Source organism: Stenotrophomonas sp. 10N36 (assembly GCF_056395005.1).
The window spans coordinates 52,989-72,949 of the sequence record NZ_JBFTIS010000005.1 but is presented as its reverse complement, the minus strand read 5'-3'; the positions used below and the strand labels follow the sequence as shown (position 1 = coordinate 72,949).

Genomic DNA, 19,961 nt, shown 5'->3' with positions numbered 1-19,961 from the left:
CGCTGCGGATCGAACAAGGAGACACAGATGTTGACCGAACGCCATCGCCATCGCTGCATCCCCGCTACCCCCTTGTCCATCGCACTGGGCCTGGCCCTTGCCGTGGTCGGCAACGCCGGTGCGCAGGAGGCCGCGCCCGCTGCCAAGGCCACCGAGCTGCAGCGCATTGAAGTGACCGGCTCCAACATCCGCCGCAGCGACGTGGAAACCGCCTCGCCGGTGCAGGTGATCAGCAAGCAGGACATCGAGAACATGGGCGCGCGCACGCTGCTGCAGGTGCTCGACAACCTGCCCGCCGCGCGGCCGGCCCAGCAGGATTCCCGTTCGCTGTTCACCGGTTCCGACGGCGCCTCGCAGGCCAACCTGCGCGGCCTCGGCGCGCAGGGCACGCTGGTGCTGCTGAACGGCCGTCGCCTGTCGTACTACGGCGCGCCCGCCGGCTTCCAGACCCAGTTCGTCAACATCGATGCGATTCCCGCCGCGGCGATCGAACGCATGGAAGTGCTCACCGACGGCGCCTCGGCGGTGTACGGTACCGACGCGGTGGCCGGCGTGATCAACGTGATCACCAAGCGCTCCTACCAGGGCGCGGAGATCAACCTCACCACCGACAAATCGTCGCGCATCAGCTCCTACGGCGAACACCAGGGCAGCATCACCGCCGGCTTCGGCGACCTGGATGAAGACCGCTACAACGTGTACGCCTCGGTCAACCTGTACCGGCGTGATGCGATTCCGTTGAGTGACTTCTACGACAAGCGCCCGTCCCAGTACTACGTCAACAACCCCAACTACCTGCCCAACCTGCGCCTGGGCACCGGCAGCAAGCCGGGCGAGTTCAACCCGGGCAGCTACTTCGCCTTCGACCCGGTCACCGGCCGCCGCGTGCAGGAAGCCGCGCCGGGCTGCAACAACGTGCTCACCAGTGAAGCGGCCGGCCCGCGCTGTATCTGGGAGACGTGGATGAACAACGAGATCGACGCCGGTGCCAAGTCCGAGCGCAACACCGCCTACGTCAACGCCCACTTCCTGATCGGCGACAGCACCGAGGCGTTCGCCGAAGCGACCTACACCGACATCGACCTGACTGCCAATGGCGGCACCCCGCGTGCCTACGGCACCACCACCGGCAACCCCACCAGCTGGTTCTCGCGCAACACCGGCACCACGGTCAACCAGTTCCTGTACCCGTACCTCGGCCCGAACAACGAATACAACCACGCCTCGCCCGAACTGAAAGCCTTGATGGGCGGCGTGGTGGGCCTGAACTACCTGCTGCAGGACGTAGGCGCCAACCACTTCGGCCAGCGCAACACCGACCAGAGCTACCGCGTGGTGGCCGGCCTGCGGGGCGACGTGGGCGACTGGAACTGGGAAACCGCCTTTGCCACCGCCGGCAGCCACTCGGTGACCTACCAGACCACCAACGTCAACCTGGCCGGCTTCGAGAAGGCGTTTGGCCCGTACAGCGTCGACCCGGGCACCGGGCGGGTGATCATCTCCGACCACCCGGCCTATAAATTCGGCGAGTACAGCGAAGCCAACGCGGCGCTGATCCGCGAAGCATTCCCCACCTTCGACATCCAGTCCTGGACCCGCCTGCACACCCTGGACGGCAAGATTGAAGGCCCGCTGTTCCAGATGCCCGCCGGTGAAGTGCGCGCGGCCTTCGGCTTCAATGCCAGCCGCGAAACCTTCTACACCCCCGGCAACCCGGACGCGGCCAACGGCCTGATCACCCAGCAGGGCGGCTCGTGGTTCGACGGCAAGCGCAACACCTACGCGCTGTTCGCCGAAACCGTGGCCCCGCTCACCGAGAAGCTGGAACTGGACGCGGCGCTGCGCGTGGACAAGTACCCCGACTTCAGCGCCAACCTGGCCCCGAAGGTGGGCCTGAAGTACCAGATGTTCGACCAGCTGATGCTGCGCGGCACCTATTCCACCGGCTTCCGTGCCCCCAGCCTGGCCGAATCCGGCAACGGCGGTGTGTTCGCCCAGCTCGGCGGCTACCGCGACGAAGTGCGTTGCAACGAGACCAACGCCATTGCCAACCTGCTGCTGCAATCCCAGCGCGGCGGTGACGTGGACCTGGGCAAGACCCTGCTCAACAGCGACTGCAGCCGTACCGTGGCGCGCATGACCCAGCCCAACCCGGAGCTGAAGCCGGAGAAGGCCAAGATCACCACGCTGGGCTTCGTCTACGAACCCACCGCGTGGCTGTCGGTGTCGGCCGATTACTGGTTCATCTACCGCACCAACGAGATCGTCGCGCCGGATTACACCCGCGACGAAGACATCATTTCCTCCACCCGCTCGCCGATCACCGAGGCCGACCGCGCCAACCAGGCGGCGCTGGCGGCCATGTGCGCCGACCCGGCCACCGGCGTCAGCTGCCCCGGCACGCTGCCCGGTTACAGCACCGGCAACGTGGCCAGCGTGGTAGGGCAGTACAAGAACCGCGGCAAGACCCTGATCGACGGCTTCGACATCGACGCGCGCAGCCGCTTCTCGCTGGGCGAGTGGGGCAACCTGAACATCGGCGTGGCCGCCACCATCGCCAACCGCAACCGCTCCTACCTGGACGACGAAAGCGGCTGGTACTACGGTGACCTGGTGGGCTATTACAACAACCCGCGCCTGCGGGCCACGTTGAACGCCGACTGGAGCTACAAGCAGGTCACCACCAGCATGTTCATCAACTACGTGGGCGGCACCAAGTGGGCGCTCCAGCAGATCGATGAAGAAGACAACAACCCGCAGACCTGCACCGCCGGCTACCTGCCGGTGGAGCAGAGCAAGTGCGACGGCGCTCCGTCGTGGTGGACGGCCAACCTGAGCGTGGCCTGGCGCCCGGACGACCACTGGAACGTGGGCTTCACCATCAAGAACCTGTTCGACCGCCTGCCGTTCTACGATCCGAACAGCTTCCTGGGCGATTCCAGCGATTACGCGACCATCTTCGGTCGTGGTTACAGTCTGACCGTCGGCTACAAGTTCTGACGGTTCCACCGCGCCGGCCCCCGCCGGCGAGGTCTCAAGAGGAGGAGTGATCCATGCAACGTAGGGAATTCATCGCGGCCAGCGCCGCCGTCGCCGCCAGCAGCCTGCTGCCGCAGGTACCGGCCTGGGCGCGCGGGCGCAAGGTGCGGCTGGGCCTGATCGGCACGGGTATGCGCGGCCAGGTGCTGCTGAAGGAACTGGTGCGCCGCGACGACGTGGAGGTGGTGGCGCTGTGCGACATCGAACCGATCATGCTCGGCCGCGCCGTGGAGATGGTGGCCAAGGCAGGCAAGCCGGCGCCGAAAACCTACGGCCAGGACCGCGACGTCAACGCCTGGAAGCGCCTGCTGGAACAGCGCGGGCTGGACGGCGTGGTCATCGCCACCCCGTGGGAGTACCACGCCCCGATGGCCATCGCGGCCATGCAGGCCAGGATCGCGGTTGGCTGTGAAGTGGTGGCCGGCATCACCCTGCAGGACCACTGGGACGTGCTCAAGACCCAGCTGTCCACCGGCACCCCGTACATGCTGCTGGAGAACGTCTGCTACCGGCGCGATGTGATGGCCGCGCTGCAGATGGTGCGGCAGGGCCTGTTCGGCGAACTGGTGCACCTGCAGGCCGGTTACCAGCACGACCTGCGCGGGGTGAAGTTCAACTCCGGCGACCCCAGCCAGCCCTATGACAGTGGCGTGGAGTTCGGCGCCAAGGGCTGGTCCGAGGCGCGCTGGCGCACCGAGCACTCGGTCAAGCGCAACGGCGAGCTGTACCCCAGCCACGGCATCGGCCCGTGCGCCATGTACACCGGCATCAACCGCGGCAACCGCTTCACCCACATCAACGCCTTTGCCAGCAAGGCGCGTGGCCTGCACGACTACACCGTGGCCAAGAGCGGCGGCACCACCCACCCCAGCACCAAGGTGGCGTTCAAGCTGGGCGACGTGGTGACCACCACGCTGGCCTGCGAGAACGGCGAAACCATCATCCTGCAGCACGACACCTCGCTGCCGCGCCCGTACTCGATGGGCTTCCGCGTGCAGGGCACCAAGGGCCTGTGGATGGACGTCAACCAGTCCATCCACATCGAAGGCCGCAGCCCGCCGCACAAGTGGGAAGACTTCAAGGGCTACCAGGACCAGTACGAGCACCCGCTGTGGAAGCAGCACGCCGACACCGCCGCCAGCGCCGGCCACGGTGGCATGGATTGGTTCGTGATCCATGCGTTCGTTGAGGCCCTGAAGGCCCGCGCGCCGATGCCGATCGACATCTACGACGCCATCACCTGGAGTGCGATCACCCCGCTGTCGGAGCAGTCCATCGCCAACAGCTTCCAGACGCTGGAATTCCCGGACTTCACCGCCGGGCTGTGGAAGCAGCGCAAGCCGATCTTTGCGTTCGACGGGACGTATTGATCCAGCCGGTAGAGCCGACCGTTGGTCGGCTGCCGTCCCACAGCGCACCGGCTACGATCGGTGCGCACCATGCCGACGCCATCCACCATCGCACTGTCACTCAGGCCCAGTGGCAGTTGCACTCGCATCATCGCCTGTCGGGTTGCCTGTTCAAACGTCGGCTCACTACCACCAGAACCACAACGCCTGAACGCCCTGGCCCACGCTGTAATCGCCTCGACCCGCGGCAATATCCACCACGCCCTGTCGAAAATTTCCCAACGCGGCGTCTCCCAGCCGCAGCGTGGCGCGCGCGCCGTCCACATCCCACTGCCAGAACGCCACATCCTCATCCACCGTCAGCCGTAACGTTGCCGGGGCGTCCCACCGCGCATCGCGGTTGTTCGGCACGGCCAACTGCGCGGGGCTGGGTGGGGAGAGCTGCAGCGTCCGCGTCGCGCCCGGACCGTCCAGCGCCAGCGCATCCAACAATGCCAGCATCGACATGCAGCCGGCGGCATCGGCGCCGATGTGCCAGCCCGGATAGTTGCGCAGGTTGTCCCGATAACGCCAGAGCGACACGGTGCCGTCTTGTTGCCACGCATGGGATCGTTTCATGGCCGAAGTGTCCCAGAAAAGCGGGCCGTCCACGCTGGGCTGCAGGTATCGCAATGCGACGTAGGGCAGGGTTCTGGACGTTCAGGGGGGTGTGGCGATGGGCCACAAGGCAAGGATGGTGCGCCCGGAGGGATTCGAACCCCCGACCAATGGCTTCGGAAGCCACTACTCTATCCGGCTGAGCTACGAGCGCGTTGTGTCCTGCAGTCCCGGGCGCCGATGCGGGCCGCCGTACGCCTTGATGGCGCGGGAGGAGCATTCTAGCGGTAAACGCGGCGCAGGTCTGCCCCCCGTTCAATTGCCCGGCACGGCAACGCTGGCGGCGGGGCTTGGCGGTATCCTTTGCGCATGGCTTATGAACGTTTTGAAGCCCCCGACGGTCCCGCACCGTCGCGTTGGGGCCAGTACTGGAAACTGATGCGCGCCGATCGCCCGATCGGCACCCTGCTGCTGCTGTGGCCCACCTGGTGGGCATTGTGGCTGGCCGCCGGTGGCCTGCCGCCGCTGTGGACCCTGTTCGTGTTCAGTGCCGGGGTCTGGCTGACGCGTTCGGCTGGCTGCGTCATCAACGACTACGCCGACCGCTGGCTGGACCCGCACGTCAAGCGCACCAAGGACCGCCCGCTGGCCAGTGGGCGGGTGTCCGGGCGCGAGGCGCTGCTGCTGTTCGCCGGGCTGATGCTGGTGGCCTTCGCGCTGGTGCTCACCCTGAACCGGCTGACCATCGGCATGAGCTTCATCGGCATCTTCCTGGCCGCCAGCTACCCCTACCTCAAGCGCTACACCCACCTGCCGCAGGTGTACCTGGGCATGGCCTTCGGCTGGGGCATCCCGATGGCGTTCGCTGCCGTGCAGGGCGAAGTGCCGGTGGTGGGCTGGCTGCTGTATGGCGCCAACATCCTGTGGTCCACCGCCTACGACACCTGGTACGCCATGGTGGACCGCGACGACGACCTCAAGATGGGCTCCCATTCCACCGCCATCCTGTTTGGCGACCTGGACCTGGTCATCCAGGGCATCCTGTTCACCCTGTTCCTGGGCACCATGAGCCTGGTGGGCCTGCGCGCCGGCCTGGGCGCGGCGTACTGGATGTCGGTGGGCGTGGCCGCGCTGCTGATCGCCTACCAGTTCCTGTTGTGCCGCAAACGCGAGCGCGATGCCTGCTTCAAGGCGTTCCTGCACAACAACTGGGTGGGCGCCACCCTGTTCGCCGGTATCGCCGCGGCCCTGGCGTTTCATTAAGGCGCCCCGACCAACGGTCGGGGCCTACCGACCGGTCGAGGTGCCCATGAACCGGTAGTGCCGAGCCACGCTCGGCAGCACGCACCCGGTAGTGCCGGCCGCTGGCCGGCTCCCGACCATCCCGACGCGCCGCCCCGCGGCCGCCACACGGCACCTCGCCCCTACGACCAATAGGCGACTGACAGCCCGCCACCCAACCCACACACTGCTCCCCATCTGAATCACCTGGGAGGGTAGGGCGATGGCCACGTCGACAGCAGCACAAGACGGTTGGATGGCGCGCGCAGCACTGCGCTCGGCCGCGTGGGCGGAAAAATGGTTCCCCGACGCCTACGTGTTCGCCGTGCTCGGCGTGGTCATCGTGGCGGCCGCCGCCATCGGCTTCGGCGCCACCCCGCAGGCCACCGCCAGCGCCTTCGGCGAAGGCTTCTGGAGCCTCATCCCCTTCACCATGCAGATGGCCTTCGTGGTCATCGGCGGCTACGCCCTGGCCACCGCGCCCATTGTGGCGCGCTTCATCGACCAGCTGGCGCGGGTGCCGCGCACCGGCCGTGGCGCGGTGGTGTACGTAGGCCTGGTGAGCATGCTGGCCTCGCTGCTCAGCTGGGGCTTCTCGCTGGTATTTGGCGGCTTGCTGGTGCGCGCGCTGGCGCGCCGCGAGGACCTGAAAATGGACTACCGCGCCGCCGGTGCCTCGGCCTACCTGGGCCTGGGCGCGGTGTGGGCGATGGGCCTGAGTTCCTCGGCCGCCCAGCTGCAGGCCAACCCGGCCAGCATGCCGCCGGGGCTGGTGGAGATCACCGGGGTGCTGCCCTTCACCGAAACCATCTTCCTGTGGCAGTCCATCGCGCTGACCGCCGCGTTGATCCTGGTGTCGCTGCTGATCGCCTGGCTCACCGCGCCTGGCCCGGCCACCGCCCGCACCGCACGGGACTTCGACGGCGCCGCCCAGGCCGAGCCGCAACCGCTGCAGCCGCGCACCCGCCCGGGCGAGTGGCTGGAATACAGCCCGCTGCTCACCGTGCTGCTTTCATTGCTGGCGTTTGGCTGGCTGTTTGGCGAATTTGCCAACAAGCCGCTGGTGAGCGCCATCGCCAACCTCAACACCTACAACTTCCTGTTCATTTCGCTGGGCCTGCTGCTGCACTGGCGCCCGCGCAGCTTCCTCAACGCCGTGGCCAAGGCCGTGCCCAGCACCACCGGCGTGCTGATCCAGTTCCCGTTGTACGGCGGCATCGCCATGATCCTCACCCACGCGGTGGGCAGCGGCGACGAAACCCTGGCGCACCGGTTGTCCAGCCTGTTCGTGCACATCGCCACCGCCGACACCTTCGCTCTGGTCATGGGCGTGTACTCGGCGGTGCTGGGCTTCTTCGTGCCCTCTGGCGGCGGCAAGTGGATCATCGAGGCGCCGTATGTGATGCAGGCTGCCAACGAACTCAAGGCCCACCTGGGCTGGGCGGTGCAGGTGTACAACGCTGCCGAAGCGCTGCCCAACCTGATCAACCCGTTCTGGATGCTGCCGCTGCTGGGCGTACTGGGCTTGAAGGCGCGTGACATCGTGGGCTTTACGTTCATCCAGCTGCTGGTGCATATCCCGTTGGTGCTGGGGTTGTTGTGGCTGTTGGGCATGACGTTGACTTACGTGCCGCCGGTCATGCCGTAACGGCAGCGGGGCAGAGCCCCGCTCTACGAGTTTGGCGGGCATGCCGCGTAGAGCCGGGCTCTGCCCGGCTGCTTCGGATCAACGGCAGCGGGGCAGAGCCCCGCTCTACGAGCGTTGGTGGGCGGCCCCGCGCGACAATGTTGATGGGCACGCCGCGTAGAGCCGGGCTCTGCCCGGCTGCTCGGGGTCCATGGCAGCGGGGCAGAGCCCCGCTCTACGAGCGTTGGTGGGCGGCCCCGCGCGACAATGTTGATGGGCACACCGCGTAGAGCCGGGCTCTGCCCGGCTGCTTCGGGTCAACGGCAGCGGGGCAGAGCCCCGCTCTACGAGCGTTGATGGGCGGCCCCGCTCCACAATGTTGATGGGTACGCGGCGTAGAGCCGGGCTCTGCCCGGCTGCTCGGGGTCCATGGCAGCGGGGCAGAGCCCCGCTCTACGAGGTTGATGGGTATGGCGCGTAGAGCCCCGCTCTACGTGGGGGCAGGTGCGGTGTCGGCCAGCAGCGTTGGCAACTGTGCCAGCACCGCCTCGCAGTGCGCGGGCGACAGCACCGCTGCCAGTGCCGGGGCCAGCCGGCGTTGCAGGTCTGCAAGCGCCAGGTGCTGCGCGCGGGGCTGTGCCGCATGTGCTGCGCCGATGGCGCTGAGCAGCTGTTCGGCCACCGCGTGATGCAGCTGCCGCTGCGCGGTGTTTTTCGGCGCACCCAGGATGCGCACCAGTACCCCACGGCAGGCCAGTTGCACCCGCGTCGCGCTGCCGGCAGCGGGAAGTTCCAGCGCCCGCAGCCGCAGTGCCTGCAATGCCTGCAGCGCCTGCAGGCAATGCAACCGCTCGGCAGGCGTACGCGGCGTGGCCAACAAGCACCGCAGCTGCCGTTGCAGTTGCAGCCGTGCGGCGGCCCCGATCGTGCTGGTTTCCAGTTGATGGCGCAGCTGGCTGTGCAACGCATCCGCCTCACGGCGTGGGTTGGCCGGCAGCGTGTCCACTGCGCCAAGGTAGTCCCACCCCGCATCACGCACCTCTGGGGCGCGCTCGCGCGCCCAATGGCGAATGCGCACATCTTCGTCCGCACTCAAATGCGCCTCGCACGCCTCCGCGGCCACCGCATCGCGCAGCAGCGAACAGAAATGCAGGTCATACCGATAACGCTGCTGCGGCGTATCCAGCTCGGCTCCGCTGCCCTCGCCGGGCAGCGCCAGCATTGCGGCCTGCAACTGCTGGCCGAAGCCCGTCACTCGCTGGTGCAGGCAACGCCGGCGCAGGCGGTGCAGGTCGCGCTCCTGCCCGAGCGCATCCACGCCCCATCGCGGCCCCACGTGCGCGCGGCAGGCGTGGAAATCCGCGCTACCGGTGGGTGGCAGCAACGCCCGCAGGCGGCGGTGCTGGCGCGATAGCCCGGCCTGCACCTGTTGCAACGGCAGCGGAGCCCAGGCATCTGCCGCAACGTGTTGCCAAGGCGCTGGCACACCCGGCAGATGCACCAGCCACGCGCAGTGCTTGTGCGGATGCGGGCGGTTGAGCAGGGCCAACACCCGCGCCAGCCCCGCGCTGTCCACAGCCGTGTCCAGGTAGACCAGCGCCAGCCGTGCATCCAGATAGGGCAGGGCGTGCGGGTCGCTGGCAATCAGCAGTTGCGCCTGCTGCTGCGCCGCGCTGGCCCGCCCGCAGCCGGGGCCGATCATCGCGCTGTGTATCGCCCCGTCCCTGACAAAGGCACGCTGGTAGCGACGCATGGTGTCGGCATCGTGCACCAGCAGCACCGCGCGCAGGTTGCGTTCGGTGTGCTGCAAGGTATCGCGCAGGTGCTGGGCGATGTTGGACGCCCAGCGGCCGCTGGGCGGCGTGGCCGGCTCAACCAGAAGCGTGGCCCCGCGCTTGGCTTTCTGCCGCCGTGGCGGCGTGGGCTGCAGCGCATGGTGGTACACCGGCGCCAACAGGCCATCGGCGATGGCGTCGGCATTGCTGCATGCAAACAGCAGCGGCTCGCTCGCTAGGTTCGGCACCGCTTCCGGCGGCGCGCCGTTGCCCAGCCATAGCCACCCCGCACGCGGCAGCCGCTCACGCGCGCGTTCCACCCACGCTGGCTGGCCGGCCTGCAGGTGGGCGTCTGCCAGCACGATCAGGTCGTCACCGTCATGCCCGGCGTCGCGGCGGCGCAGCCAGGCCTGCAGCGTGCCCGGCGTGGTCTGCAGGGTGCAGCCGCGCCCGTCGGCCATGAAGGCTGCCAGCCGCCGCCCGGGCGACACCGGCTGTTCGCCCCGCCTGCCCGGCTGAGGCGCAACGGCAGGGTGCTGCTGCACCAGTAATACCCGGCAGTGGCGCAACCACGGGTCGCGCTGCACCTGCTGCACCAACCAGTGCCACGTAAGCGCCATGCCGGCGCCCGCTGCCAGCCGCAGGTGTCCACGCCCCCGGCAGCCCTGCGCGTCGATACGCCGCAACTGCGCCAGCCCGGCTTGCACCGCGAAGAACTGCGCCGCCCGCGCAATACGCGGTTGGCCGTCCGCACCGGTGTGCATGAAACCCCGCAGCAGCGCCAACACCCGCGCCGGCGCCGCCACGCCGGCCAGCAACGGCGCGTGCACCGCGCGCAGCCAGCGGCCATTGGCCTCTGCGGCACCGGTCCGGGGCATGGGCACGGTATCGCGCAGTTGCTGCACGGCGTCCGCGGTCCAGCCGTGCTCGCGCCACCGCACCCAGCCGCCAGCGGGCGCGCCGCTGCACGCATAGCGCCCACCGCGCCGGTCCAGCGCCAGCAGCAATGGTGGGCTGCACCCACTGCGGCTGGTGCGCACCTGCCGTCCATGCAAGGCAATGGCCGCCGCATCCCGGCCCCAGCGCGCCTGCCCGTCGCGCTCCACGCACAGCAGTCGCAGCAAGGGCAGGCCGTTGACGTAGCCCATCAGCACATCAATCCGTGGCGCCGCATCCAGCAGCGGCTGGCCCTCGTCACGCGCGCTGGCGATGTCCCATTGGTTGTTAAGCGGCTCGGCCCAATCCACCAGCGGCACCGTTGCCCGCACAGTGCGGCCATCTGGCAGCCGCTGCGTTACGCATACACCGTTGCGCAGCGCGACCAGAAGGGCGTCATTGCCTGCCTGCGATCCGCGCCGCAGCGGGCCTTGGGTTACGGCGGCCAGCACCTGCGCAATGCCGTCCGCATCCAGCGCCCACTTCTCACCGTGCGCCTCAAAGCGCAGCTGTTGCAGGTACTGCCGCAGACGACCATCCAGCAGCATGCTGCCCTCATCGCCGCGCAGGGAACAGCGCCGATTCGGCGCCAGGTACTGCCAGCCCAGGCGCTGCAACCAGCCCAAGGTGGAGCGGGTTACCACCCCGCGCACCGGTGCGCGGCTCATGACAGCGCGCCTTGCAGCGGGAAACGGAACAGCGGCGGCGTGGCGAAGCAGAAGGTTCGATAGCGCATGCCCGCAGTCTGGCGCAGCCGCTACGCGCCACGCCGTGTGCACCATTCCGTTTCCTGCACATCCGCTGCACGGTGCAGTGAACAGTTTCAATGCACCGAAGCATGCACATAGCGGGCGCCAATCAACCCGGCACGCGCCGCAGTGTCAGCCCGCTTTTGCTGGCCGCTCTTCCAGCTCTGCCAGATCACCGTCCAGTGCCTGCTCCAACGCACCCAACCGCGAACGCAACCGTGCACGCTGCCCCCGCAGCGCCTCCAGCGTGGGCACCTGGGTGTGCTCGCCCGGCTGCACATAACGCGCAATGCTCAGGTTGCTGCCCTGCAGGGCCAGCATCTGCGGCGTCGCCAGACAGGCCACGCCGGCTACGTCCTCGCGGCGGCGGCACAGCGCCAGCACCTGCTCTGCAGCGGCCTGGTCCAGCCGGGGGCCACGCTTGGTGGCCGGCTGCAGCTGGCGCGCGTCCACAAACAGCACGTTCTCGTCGTCGCGCATCGCACGCAGCACCAGCAGCGCAGTGGCCACCGGGCTACCCGCAAACAGCCGGTCGGGGAGGCCGACCACGGCCTCAATCAGGTTGGCGTCCAGCAGGCTGCGGCGAATCAGCGCCTCCTCACCATCGCGGAACAGCACCCCGTGCGGCACCACCATCGCAATGCGCCCGGTGTGCCGGTCCATCGTTCTCACCATATGCTGCAACAGCGCCAGGTGGCCCCACTGGCGTGGCGGCATGCCATGCACAAAACGCTGGTGCGTATCGCGGATGCCGCGCTCGGGCGACCACGCCAGCGCAAACGGCGGGCGCGTGAGCTGCACGTGGAACCGCCGCAGCTCCCCGGTGGCATCCACCAGGGCGTCGTGCAGCAGCGGCATGCCCGCATGCACCGCGTGGTTGTCTTCGCCATGCAACAGCAGGCGCAGGCGCGCGCAGGCCCATGCGGTGTCGTTCTCTTCCTGCCCCAGCAACTGGTGCCGGCGTGCGCCGTGGGTGGTGCGCGCCCAGCGGCTGGCCGCCAGCAGCAGGCTGCCGTGGTGGCAGGCCACATCGCAGATGGTTTCGTCCTCGCGCGGGTCCATCAGCCCGGCCATCAGCCAGCCCAGCGGGTCGGGCACGTGGACCACGGGCGCGGGGCTGCGGCGGGGCTGGCTGCGTTCCAGCAGGCGGTCCACGGCTTGCCCGATGTCGGCCCGGTAGGTGCCGCGCAGGGGGCGGAAGTCCAGCGCCGGCACGGTCATGCGGCCCAGTACGCGAGAGAGCGCCACATCGCGCTGCTCGGCGTCGCGCGGCCAGCCGTCGTGCAGGCGCAGCACATCGAACACCTCGGCCAGCGTGGCGCGGTTGGCCTGGGTGAGCTGCTGCAGCGCGGTGGTGATGCGGCGGTCATTGCCGGGGGCGAAACGCTGGCGAAACAGCAGCTCAAAGCGCGCCTCGGGTGGCACCACCAGCAGCTGTGCCCCGGGTGCGGTGGGTGGCCAGTGCAGCGGTGCGCCGTAGGTTTGATCCGGGTCCTGCGCGGCGGCGTCGGTGTCGCTGGCAATCTTGAGCAGCAACAGCGCCAACAGCAAGTAAGTGGCCGCGTTGCCATCGGCGGCGTCGTTGAGGGGTTCGCGCGCGGCGCTCAGCGCGGCGTGCGTGGCATGTGCACCGGGCAGGCCCGCCATCATCTTCATGCACCACTCCCTTGCAACACCTGCTCGGCCACCACGGCAATCTCCTGTTGGCGAATGTGGATCAGCGCTTCCAGGCAGCGCTGTTCGGCCTGCGCCGCACTGGCAATGCCCACAATGCGCCGCTGCTGCGCCACCGGTGGCACGTGCACCGGCAACTGCGCCACCGCTGTTTTGCGCAGGCTCTGCTGGCGCGACCCGGCCGCCTGCTGGCGCAGGTAGGCTTGCGCCGCGCGCTGGTTCAACTGCCATGCCAGGAAGGCCGGCAGCAGATCGGGCGTGCACACCCGCAGCACATACAGGTGCGGGCTGCACACCGTGGATTCTGGCGGGTTGTGCAGCAGCATCGCCAGCGGATGATTGCCGCGCCCGGCGATCAGAACATCCTGATCCTGCACCCAGTCGGGCGGCTTGCGCGCACGCAGTGCGGTGCGCAGCAGGTGGTCGCGTTCCTGCAGCCCATCCAGGGCAAGATTCTTGAGTTGAATGACCTGCACCGGGCCCTCCGGCACGGCGGCAATGGCACCGCGAAAGGGGTGGCCTTGGCGGATGCTGGCCACGTCGCCGAGCAGGGCAATGCGCGTGAGTGTGTTCATGCGTGCACCATGCGTTCGGGTATGCAGAGGGTCAACCGAACAGGTGGGCAGCATTCGCGATGATGCGAAGTGGAGTGCGGTGGATGTGCGGAAGTGGGATGAAGCTCGCAGGGGGTCGCAGCTGGTGCGAACGATGCGGTGAACTGGAGTTGGGGGTTTGGAGAGGTGGGGGTGATGGTGGGAGTCTTCGTGCGCAAGCTGGCGGTGCGCGGAGCAAGAATAGGCGCTGCGTTCGCAGTTGCCACCTGTACAAGGGGCCATCCAGTAGCCGCCAAAGATACGTGGTTCCAACATCTATGTAAGGCCCATAGAGGGCGTCGAAAAAGGTCAGAGCCGCGGCGACCGCACTGGAGTCGCCTCTCGCACGGCCGAAGAAGGCCCGACGTCAACACATCCATTCGTTCTCTCCGCCTTGGAAGAGTCTCTAGCGTATCGTATGTTCCGATATATGGAAGTGGGATATAGCTTTGGAAGCCGCTCTTCCCATATACGCGGCCATGCCAAAGACCATCTATCGTCCGGAGTACGCAGTTCTAGTCGAATTGGTCCGGGAAATGCGTTTGGAGGCAGGTCTCACCCAGACCGACGTATCGGCGCAGCTCGGTGTCACCCAGTCTCACTTGAGTGATGTTGAGAGGGGTACGAGACGCCTGGACCTGATCGAGCTAAGGGACTTGGCCGGGGTCTGCGGTGTCTCACTGGCGGACGCGGTCGCGGAATTTGAGGCTCGGTTGAAGAAGAAGCGGACCAGCGCGAAGCGTTAGCGTCAAAATTTCCGGATCGGGTTATACGCCGCCTCGTTTAAAGCGGAGATCGAAAATTGGATGGAATGTGGCTTTACCTTGCACGCCTCTTTGCACCCGATGGCACCGAGTCTTTTCGAAAGATGGGCGTCACTAGGTATGGCGCGTCGTCTCGACTTAGCTTTGGGACCACGAAGGTCGTCGGCAGCGGGCTATCTCTGAGTCAGAAGTTCCAGCTCGCCCTGGTCGAAAAGAAGAAGTACATCCAGAACCTGCCTTACGAGTTTGAGGTGCTGCACGAGGTGCACTACCAGCTCGAAGGCGACGCGCTAGTGGCAGAGCGGGAGTTCTTGAGCCGCATGAAGCCGTTCCAGGTCAAACCTATTAAAAAGTTCGACGGATGGTCGGAGTGCTTCAGCGAGGAAGCTACATCGGATTCGATCATCGAGGGCATGAACCTTGACTGCGCGAGTCGCAATGAATCTGCGCCAAGTGCTCTCTTATACAAGCTCTGCGGTTCTCATATCTGCGTTCTGGATCCAATCAAGCGTCATCTTCTGACTCTTGAGAAGTGCAGTCAGGCGAGCACGAAGCGATGAGGCGAAAATTCGATCTGGAGGCGCGTGCAGAGAGGATGCAACGGAAGGAGGAGCCTTTTCGGCTCCACGGCAAGCTACGATCAGTCCACTTCCTGCGCGGGGTCATGTCACGTGCGAGCATGATCCTGCCGGCGTTCTACTACTTCCTTGGCACCGCGCACGCTATTGAAGATGCGAAGGCTTCGGACGACTTTCCCTTTCGCGTTGCACAGTCGTACCTAGAGTTTTCAACGCTGAACTCACTGTCTCTGAGCTGCCGGAAAGTCTTTGATCATGCCGCGAAGCCAGATCTTACTGGGGGCAATTTCGGGCGCCTGTCCGACGCCGTGCTTGAAGAGCATGCGCGCTACTGGTCCGAGCGCGGAGGCAATACTTTCGATGATGCTCATCGCGCCCTCGTCTTCTTAAGAGAATTCTTCCGTGAATATGCACGTACGGATACTGATCTGCTGAAAGCGCCCGGTCGACTTCACAAGCGGGTCGGTCTTCTAAAGCAGCATGCCGATCGCGCAGCGGCGCATCTTTCTTTGCAGGAGTACGAGCTCGAACTCCTCGATATGGTCCACGTAGTGGCCGCACTTGTGATCGTGGGGGAGGTGATACGTAGCTTTGACGCGCCCTTCATGGGGAGCGACTACTTCAACGATGTCGACGCGGCTTCCCGTGCAGCGGCGTCGCGTACGTTTCCATCGATGCCCGATTTTCTTCTATTTGGGCATATGAGGATAGACCAGCAAGCGCGCACCTACTGGAGGATGTACCAGTACGAGAGTATCCCGCGCTTCTTCGATCAGCTCGAGTTTGCTTTGGGGTAGGGCCGACCAGAAGCAGCAAGGCGGCGTTATGACCCCGCCGCGGTGGAAGTTTGCAATTCAGTCGATGGGGTTTGCGTGCGCCGCTCTCTCCTCAACTCCCGCCAGTAGAACATGGCCGGAGGGTGCTTGCCGGGGGCTCGCCATTCTCGACCATGATTGTTCATCGCGAAGAGATAAGAGATAAGATCGGGACGCCCACTGACCTGTCCCATTCAAGACGGCCATGGAGCTTTTTGGTTAGGCTTTACCGAAGACGATAAAATGGCGTTGGGTTGGAGGATGACGTAAGCTCAAAATTTGGCAGGCATGAGAGCAGGAATGCCTTGGTCGGACTAGAGCCTGGGCTGTAAAGGCGTCTGATGCGCCGACAGCTTCCAAACTATCACTCCCTTAAAGCGCATGGATGAAAAGAAGTGGATACGGCCTTTATCGATCTCGATATACTTCTCACGCGCATCCGAAATCCGCGCTCCAAGGTCTACTTCCTTGATGCAGTAAAGGCCTACAAGGCTGGGGCACTACGCGGTGCTCTCACATCGGCATGGGTGGCGATTGTCTACGATTTGATCGCAAAGTATCGAGCGCTCAGCGCGCTAGGCGATGCTGCAGCAACAGCATTCCTAGTCTCATGGGACAACGCAACCACCGCGGGAGATGTTTCCCGGTTGCTCAATTTGGAACGCACGATCATCGAAGATGCTACCGTCAATACTCAGGTGGTCAATCGGATTGCGCGGACACAGTTGGATAGGCTACGGGAAGACAGGCATCTTTGTGCGCACCCCGCTTTCTCTGCAGAAGCAGATCTCTTCGAGCCATCAGCCGAGCTGGTCCGACTTCACCTCGTGAATGCGGTGGATCTTGTTCTTTCCCAAGAGCCCCTGCAGGGCAGAGCGATCTCCGAGCTCTTCGACGTAGATGTGCAGTCCCTCGGCTTTCCGACGATTCATGAGCGCATCGTGGATTACGTCGAACAACGCTATCTTTCGAGAGTTCGTGCGCAGAACGTCAGAAATTTCGGCACTGTTCTCGCGAAGTCTTTGCTTAAGGGAGTTCCGGTGACTTGGGAGTCACATCAGCAGAAGATCATTTCATCATTGATAGCGATTCGAGAGCGCACGCCGGACGCTTGGCCAGAGCTGGCAGGGGCGATTGTACTGCTGCTAGACAATTTATCCCCCGCGGATCGGCCCCGGGCCATCGACTTTCTTGGGTCTTTCCATGATTTCTGGCCCCGCCTGCAGCCTCCAACTCAGATAGCATTGCAGGCAACGGTGGACAACGCTCGAAACGCACCCGTACTTGACCAGCGAGTTCTTGCGGGCGTCTCCTTCCCGAAATTTAGGGAACCACTTCTTGCGCTGATCGAAAATATGAGCCGCGAGCAACTTCTTGAGTCAGTTGCTCATCTGCCACGTGTTCAGCTTTGGCCAAGAGTGCTTTCTGAGTACAGAGGTTCAGCCGGCTGGCGACGCTCGGAGCTCAACTTCAGAGAGTTGATACAGCCCTTCGCTAACAGTTTGAATGGCCAGCAGATAGGTCAAGTCCTAGATGCTGTGATCGATAATGGTCAAAATTGGGATGCAGGTGATACCAGTCTGCTCCTCGCTGCGCTACTGCGCGACACAGGCGTTGATAATCTTCCGCCCGTAGAAGTTCGTGATCGATTCTATCTTCACCTGCATGGTGTGCGGCGAATCCTGATCTATGACGCAGCTATCAATGCTCTCCAGTCTGATGGTTGGCGTCCTCCCGAAATCCAGGAGCTTGAAGAGGATGCCTAAAAGTGAGTGCGAGACTGAGCCGCAGATGCAAGGCCGCGGTCGAACGGGGCCGCGATGATGAGTGGTGCAATCCACTCACTCTAATCGCAGCAAAGTCAGTGAGTCGCGCTATGTCCGGGATTCCGCCTTGGAGCCGTGGAGCTCTGCTATACCTGAACTAAGCTCTTTATGAATTCCGTTGGAAGGAAGCACTACGCTGCTCTTCAAGCCGTATGTGTCTGTAATGTCCGCTTCTGGCCGGAATCGGACATCAACCCCGGAAAAGAGAGCGGACCAGGCGCTCCGCCCCAACTCCGATGCTCAGTTAGGCCTCGCTAACCCGCGCAGCATCCCCACGCCGCACCAACCGCTCCCGCACCTTGTCATACACCAGGTTGTACACATACGTGTAAGGCAGGAAGAACGCGATCAGCCCCATCTCCAAAAGGAACGCATCCCAGTAGGAAATGGACAGCCACCACGCGGCCAGCAGCACCACCACCAGCACCAGCCCGCCTTCAAAGCCCACCGCATGCCCGATGCGCACCGGCACGGTCCGCTTGAACCCGAACTTCTTTTCCACGCGCTCGAACATCGCGTTGTAGAGCATGTTCCACAGCATGGCGCAGGTGGCCAGGGCGATGGTGAGCACGCCGGTGTCGAACAGCGACTTGCCCAGCACGTACGACATCACCGGTGCGCACAGGCACAGGGCAATGCCTTCAAACAGCACGGCGTGGACAACACGGTCCCAGAGGGTCTTTTCAGCTTTCATGGTGCAGCACCTGATGGTCGCCGCCGGCAGGGCCGGCAGCGCGGGGAGCGGATCGAAGGAGGGGGAGGGGGCGGCGATCAACGCTCGTAGCGCGCCCGGGGGCCATGGTATAAGTTTCAAAATTGGTGAAAAACCCCCAATAACGTAGGCGGCCGTTTCATATATGAAACACTTTCCCTGGGACAACCTGATGGTGCTGCTGGCAGTAGTGCGCGGCGGCACCCTGCGCGAAGCCGCCAAGGCCGCGCGCATGAGCACGGCCACGCTGTCGCGCCGGCTGGATGCGCTGGAAGAGCGCTTGGGCGGCAAGGTGGTGGAGCGCACGTCCACCGGCTGCATTCCCACCGAGCTGGGGCAGCGGGTGTTCGCGCTGGCCGAGCAGATGGAAGAGGCCGCCGACGAGATCGCCCGCGAGGCCGATACGCCCAAGGAGCTGGTGGGCACGGTGCGGATCAACGCCGACGAATGGGCCAGCTTCCTGCTGATCACCCTGCTGCCCGGGCTGAACCGCCTGCACCCTGGCCTGGGCGTGGAGGTGCTCACCTCGCGCGAGCCCTACAACCTGGCCCGCCGCGAGGCCGATGCGCTGCTGCGCTACGGCCCGCCCGACACCACCGACCTGCGCGGCGACCGCGTGGGGCGGGTGGAGTACGCGCTGTACGCCAACCAGGCCTACGCCGCGCGGCGGCAGACAGCCATCGCCAACCAGGCGTGGCATGAACTGGAATTCGTGGGGCTGGACGAGCCGCGCGTGGAGTTCGAGGTGGAACGCTGGCTGCGCACCTTGCCCGGCGCCAACCGCCCGTGGCTGCGCTGCAACTATTCGGTGGGCGTGCTGGACGGCGTGACCGCCGGCGGCGGGCTTGGCGTGATTGAACGCACGGTGGCCGAACACGTGGGCGGCCTGGTGCGCGTGCGCGATGCGCCGGCACTCACCCAGGACGTGTGGCTGTGGACGCACCGCTCGCTGTATGAAACGCCGCGCTTCCAGGCCGTGCGCGATTTCCTCAAGCACGCTTGGCTCAACGCGGTGGCCGGACGCCAGCCGCCGTCGGCGTAGGGGTGCAGGCGGGGGCTACGCTGCGCTGATCAGGAAGAAGTGGAAGTCCGAGTCGTCGGGCGGCGCCGGCGTCTCGATGGTCAGGCCCATCTTCGGCAGGTTCCTGCGCCAGAACGCATGGGCCGCCGTGTCGTTGCGGAACGTGGCCAGCAACCAGCGGCCACTGCCCGGCAGCACCAAGCGGGCAACCACCTCGCGTGCGATGCCCTTGCCGCGGTGCGTGGGCAGCACGAACAGGTCGGCCAGTTCGGGAATACGCTGGCCCTCGTGCTCCACCTCGTCCACGAGCACGAACCCGCACAGCACGCCGTCCAGCCACAGCAACTGCGCCCACGTGGGCGTCTCGCGCAGGTTGGCTTCCACATCGGCGCGGGCGCAGTCGTAGGTGCCGTCGGGGGCGATCTGCTCGCCGCTCCAGGCCGACGCTTCGAAGTAATACAGCTGCAGCAGACGGTGCAGCACGTCGGTGTCGGCAACCGAGGCGGCGCTGAGCGTGAGTCCTCGCATGGGGCATTCCTTTCCGGGCGGGGCGAGGGTGGCGGCCATCATAGGCGGCTGCCTCGCTGCTGCACAGGTAGCCCATTCACGCAGCTGAGCAGGCACG

General features: G+C 65.6%; 15 protein-coding genes and 1 tRNA gene. 9 read left to right on the top strand and 7 right to left on the bottom strand.

Annotated features, from left to right (window positions below; all coding sequences use genetic code 11):
• Positions 1-27 precede the first annotated feature (27 nt).
• Both AC1DCJ_RS07380 and AC1DCJ_RS07375 read left to right on the top strand, forming a co-directional pair.
• Positions 28-3,000 carry a TonB-dependent receptor domain-containing protein gene (locus AC1DCJ_RS07380; RefSeq protein ID WP_478070560.1) on the top strand — a complete coding sequence of 991 codons (2,973 nt, stop codon included), beginning with the start codon at positions 28-30 and terminating at the stop codon, positions 2,998-3,000.
• 53 nt (positions 3,001-3,053) lie between these two features.
• Positions 3,054-4,409, top strand: a complete 1,356-nt coding sequence (locus AC1DCJ_RS07375; protein WP_478070559.1) for a Gfo/Idh/MocA family protein — start codon at positions 3,054-3,056, stop codon at positions 4,407-4,409.
• A 165-nt stretch (positions 4,410-4,574) separates the two neighbouring features.
• On the opposite strand, the gene AC1DCJ_RS07370 is transcribed toward AC1DCJ_RS07375, so the two are convergent.
• Both AC1DCJ_RS07370 and AC1DCJ_RS07365 read right to left on the bottom strand, forming a co-directional pair.
• Positions 4,575-5,039, bottom strand: a complete 465-nt coding sequence (locus tag AC1DCJ_RS07370; protein ID WP_478070558.1) for a hypothetical protein — start codon at positions 5,037-5,039, stop codon at positions 4,575-4,577.
• 83 nt (positions 5,040-5,122) lie between these two features.
• Positions 5,123-5,199, bottom strand: a tRNA-Arg gene (locus AC1DCJ_RS07365).
• A 155-nt stretch (positions 5,200-5,354) separates the two neighbouring features.
• Between AC1DCJ_RS07365 and ubiA the strand changes: the two genes are divergently transcribed.
• Both ubiA and AC1DCJ_RS07355 read left to right on the top strand, forming a co-directional pair.
• Positions 5,355-6,248 (top strand): 4-hydroxybenzoate octaprenyltransferase, encoded by an 894-nt coding sequence (gene ubiA, locus AC1DCJ_RS07360; protein WP_137190685.1) that lies wholly within the window; start codon positions 5,355-5,357, stop codon positions 6,246-6,248.
• A gap of 241 nt (positions 6,249-6,489) precedes the next feature.
• The gene (locus tag AC1DCJ_RS07355) at positions 6,490-7,914 is read left to right on the top strand and encodes a short-chain fatty acid transporter (RefSeq protein ID WP_181406170.1); all 1,425 of its coding nucleotides are present in this window, start codon (positions 6,490-6,492) and stop codon (positions 7,912-7,914) included.
• A 469-nt stretch (positions 7,915-8,383) separates the two neighbouring features.
• Here the strand turns inward: AC1DCJ_RS07355 and AC1DCJ_RS07350 are convergent, their stop codons facing one another.
• From AC1DCJ_RS07350 to AC1DCJ_RS07340, 3 genes are all read right to left on the bottom strand, one after another.
• Positions 8,384-11,272 (bottom strand): type I restriction endonuclease, encoded by a 2,889-nt coding sequence (locus tag AC1DCJ_RS07350; RefSeq protein ID WP_478070557.1) that lies wholly within the window; start codon positions 11,270-11,272, stop codon positions 8,384-8,386.
• A 213-nt stretch (positions 11,273-11,485) separates the two neighbouring features.
• A complete protein-coding gene (locus tag AC1DCJ_RS07345; RefSeq protein ID WP_478070556.1) occupies positions 11,486-13,009 on the bottom strand; it encodes an HsdM family class I SAM-dependent methyltransferase in 1,524 nt (507 codons plus the stop codon).
• Positions 13,006-13,602, bottom strand: a complete 597-nt coding sequence (locus AC1DCJ_RS07340) for a restriction endonuclease subunit S (RefSeq protein WP_137190681.1) — start codon at positions 13,600-13,602, stop codon at positions 13,006-13,008. Before AC1DCJ_RS07340 ends, AC1DCJ_RS07345 begins: the two co-directional genes overlap by 4 nt.
• 497 nt (positions 13,603-14,099) lie before the next feature.
• Between AC1DCJ_RS07340 and AC1DCJ_RS07335 the strand changes: the two genes are divergently transcribed.
• The 4 genes from AC1DCJ_RS07335 (at position 14,100) to AC1DCJ_RS07320 (ending at position 17,543) form a co-directional block, all read left to right on the top strand.
• Complete coding sequence (locus tag AC1DCJ_RS07335; protein ID WP_478070555.1) at positions 14,100-14,366, top strand: helix-turn-helix domain-containing protein; 267 nt, start codon at positions 14,100-14,102, stop codon at positions 14,364-14,366.
• A 65-nt stretch (positions 14,367-14,431) separates the two neighbouring features.
• Positions 14,432-14,944 carry a hypothetical protein gene (locus tag AC1DCJ_RS07330; RefSeq protein ID WP_478070554.1) on the top strand — a complete coding sequence of 171 codons (513 nt, stop codon included), beginning with the start codon at positions 14,432-14,434 and terminating at the stop codon, positions 14,942-14,944.
• A 119-nt stretch (positions 14,945-15,063) separates the two neighbouring features.
• Entirely contained in the window at positions 15,064-15,759 is a 696-nt protein-coding gene (locus AC1DCJ_RS07325) for a hypothetical protein (protein WP_478070553.1), read from the top strand.
• Between the two features lie 413 nt (positions 15,760-16,172).
• On the top strand, positions 16,173-17,543 hold the full coding sequence (locus tag AC1DCJ_RS07320) for a hypothetical protein (protein ID WP_478070552.1): 1,371 nt from the start codon (positions 16,173-16,175) through the stop codon (positions 17,541-17,543).
• Between the two features lie 304 nt (positions 17,544-17,847).
• On the opposite strand, the gene AC1DCJ_RS07315 is transcribed toward AC1DCJ_RS07320, so the two are convergent.
• On the bottom strand, positions 17,848-18,297 hold the full coding sequence (locus tag AC1DCJ_RS07315; protein ID WP_312237916.1) for a multidrug/biocide efflux PACE transporter: 450 nt from the start codon (positions 18,295-18,297) through the stop codon (positions 17,848-17,850).
• 163 nt (positions 18,298-18,460) lie between these two features.
• Between AC1DCJ_RS07315 and AC1DCJ_RS07310 the strand changes: the two genes are divergently transcribed.
• Positions 18,461-19,357, top strand: coding sequence for a LysR family transcriptional regulator (locus tag AC1DCJ_RS07310; RefSeq protein ID WP_478070551.1), 897 nt, complete (start codon positions 18,461-18,463; stop codon positions 19,355-19,357).
• Positions 19,358-19,372: 15 nt separating this feature from the next.
• Here AC1DCJ_RS07310 and AC1DCJ_RS07305 read toward each other — a convergent pair whose 3' ends face one another.
• Entirely contained in the window at positions 19,373-19,864 is a 492-nt protein-coding gene (locus AC1DCJ_RS07305) for a GNAT family N-acetyltransferase (protein ID WP_478070550.1), read from the bottom strand.
• Between the last annotated feature and the right edge of the window lie 97 nt (positions 19,865-19,961).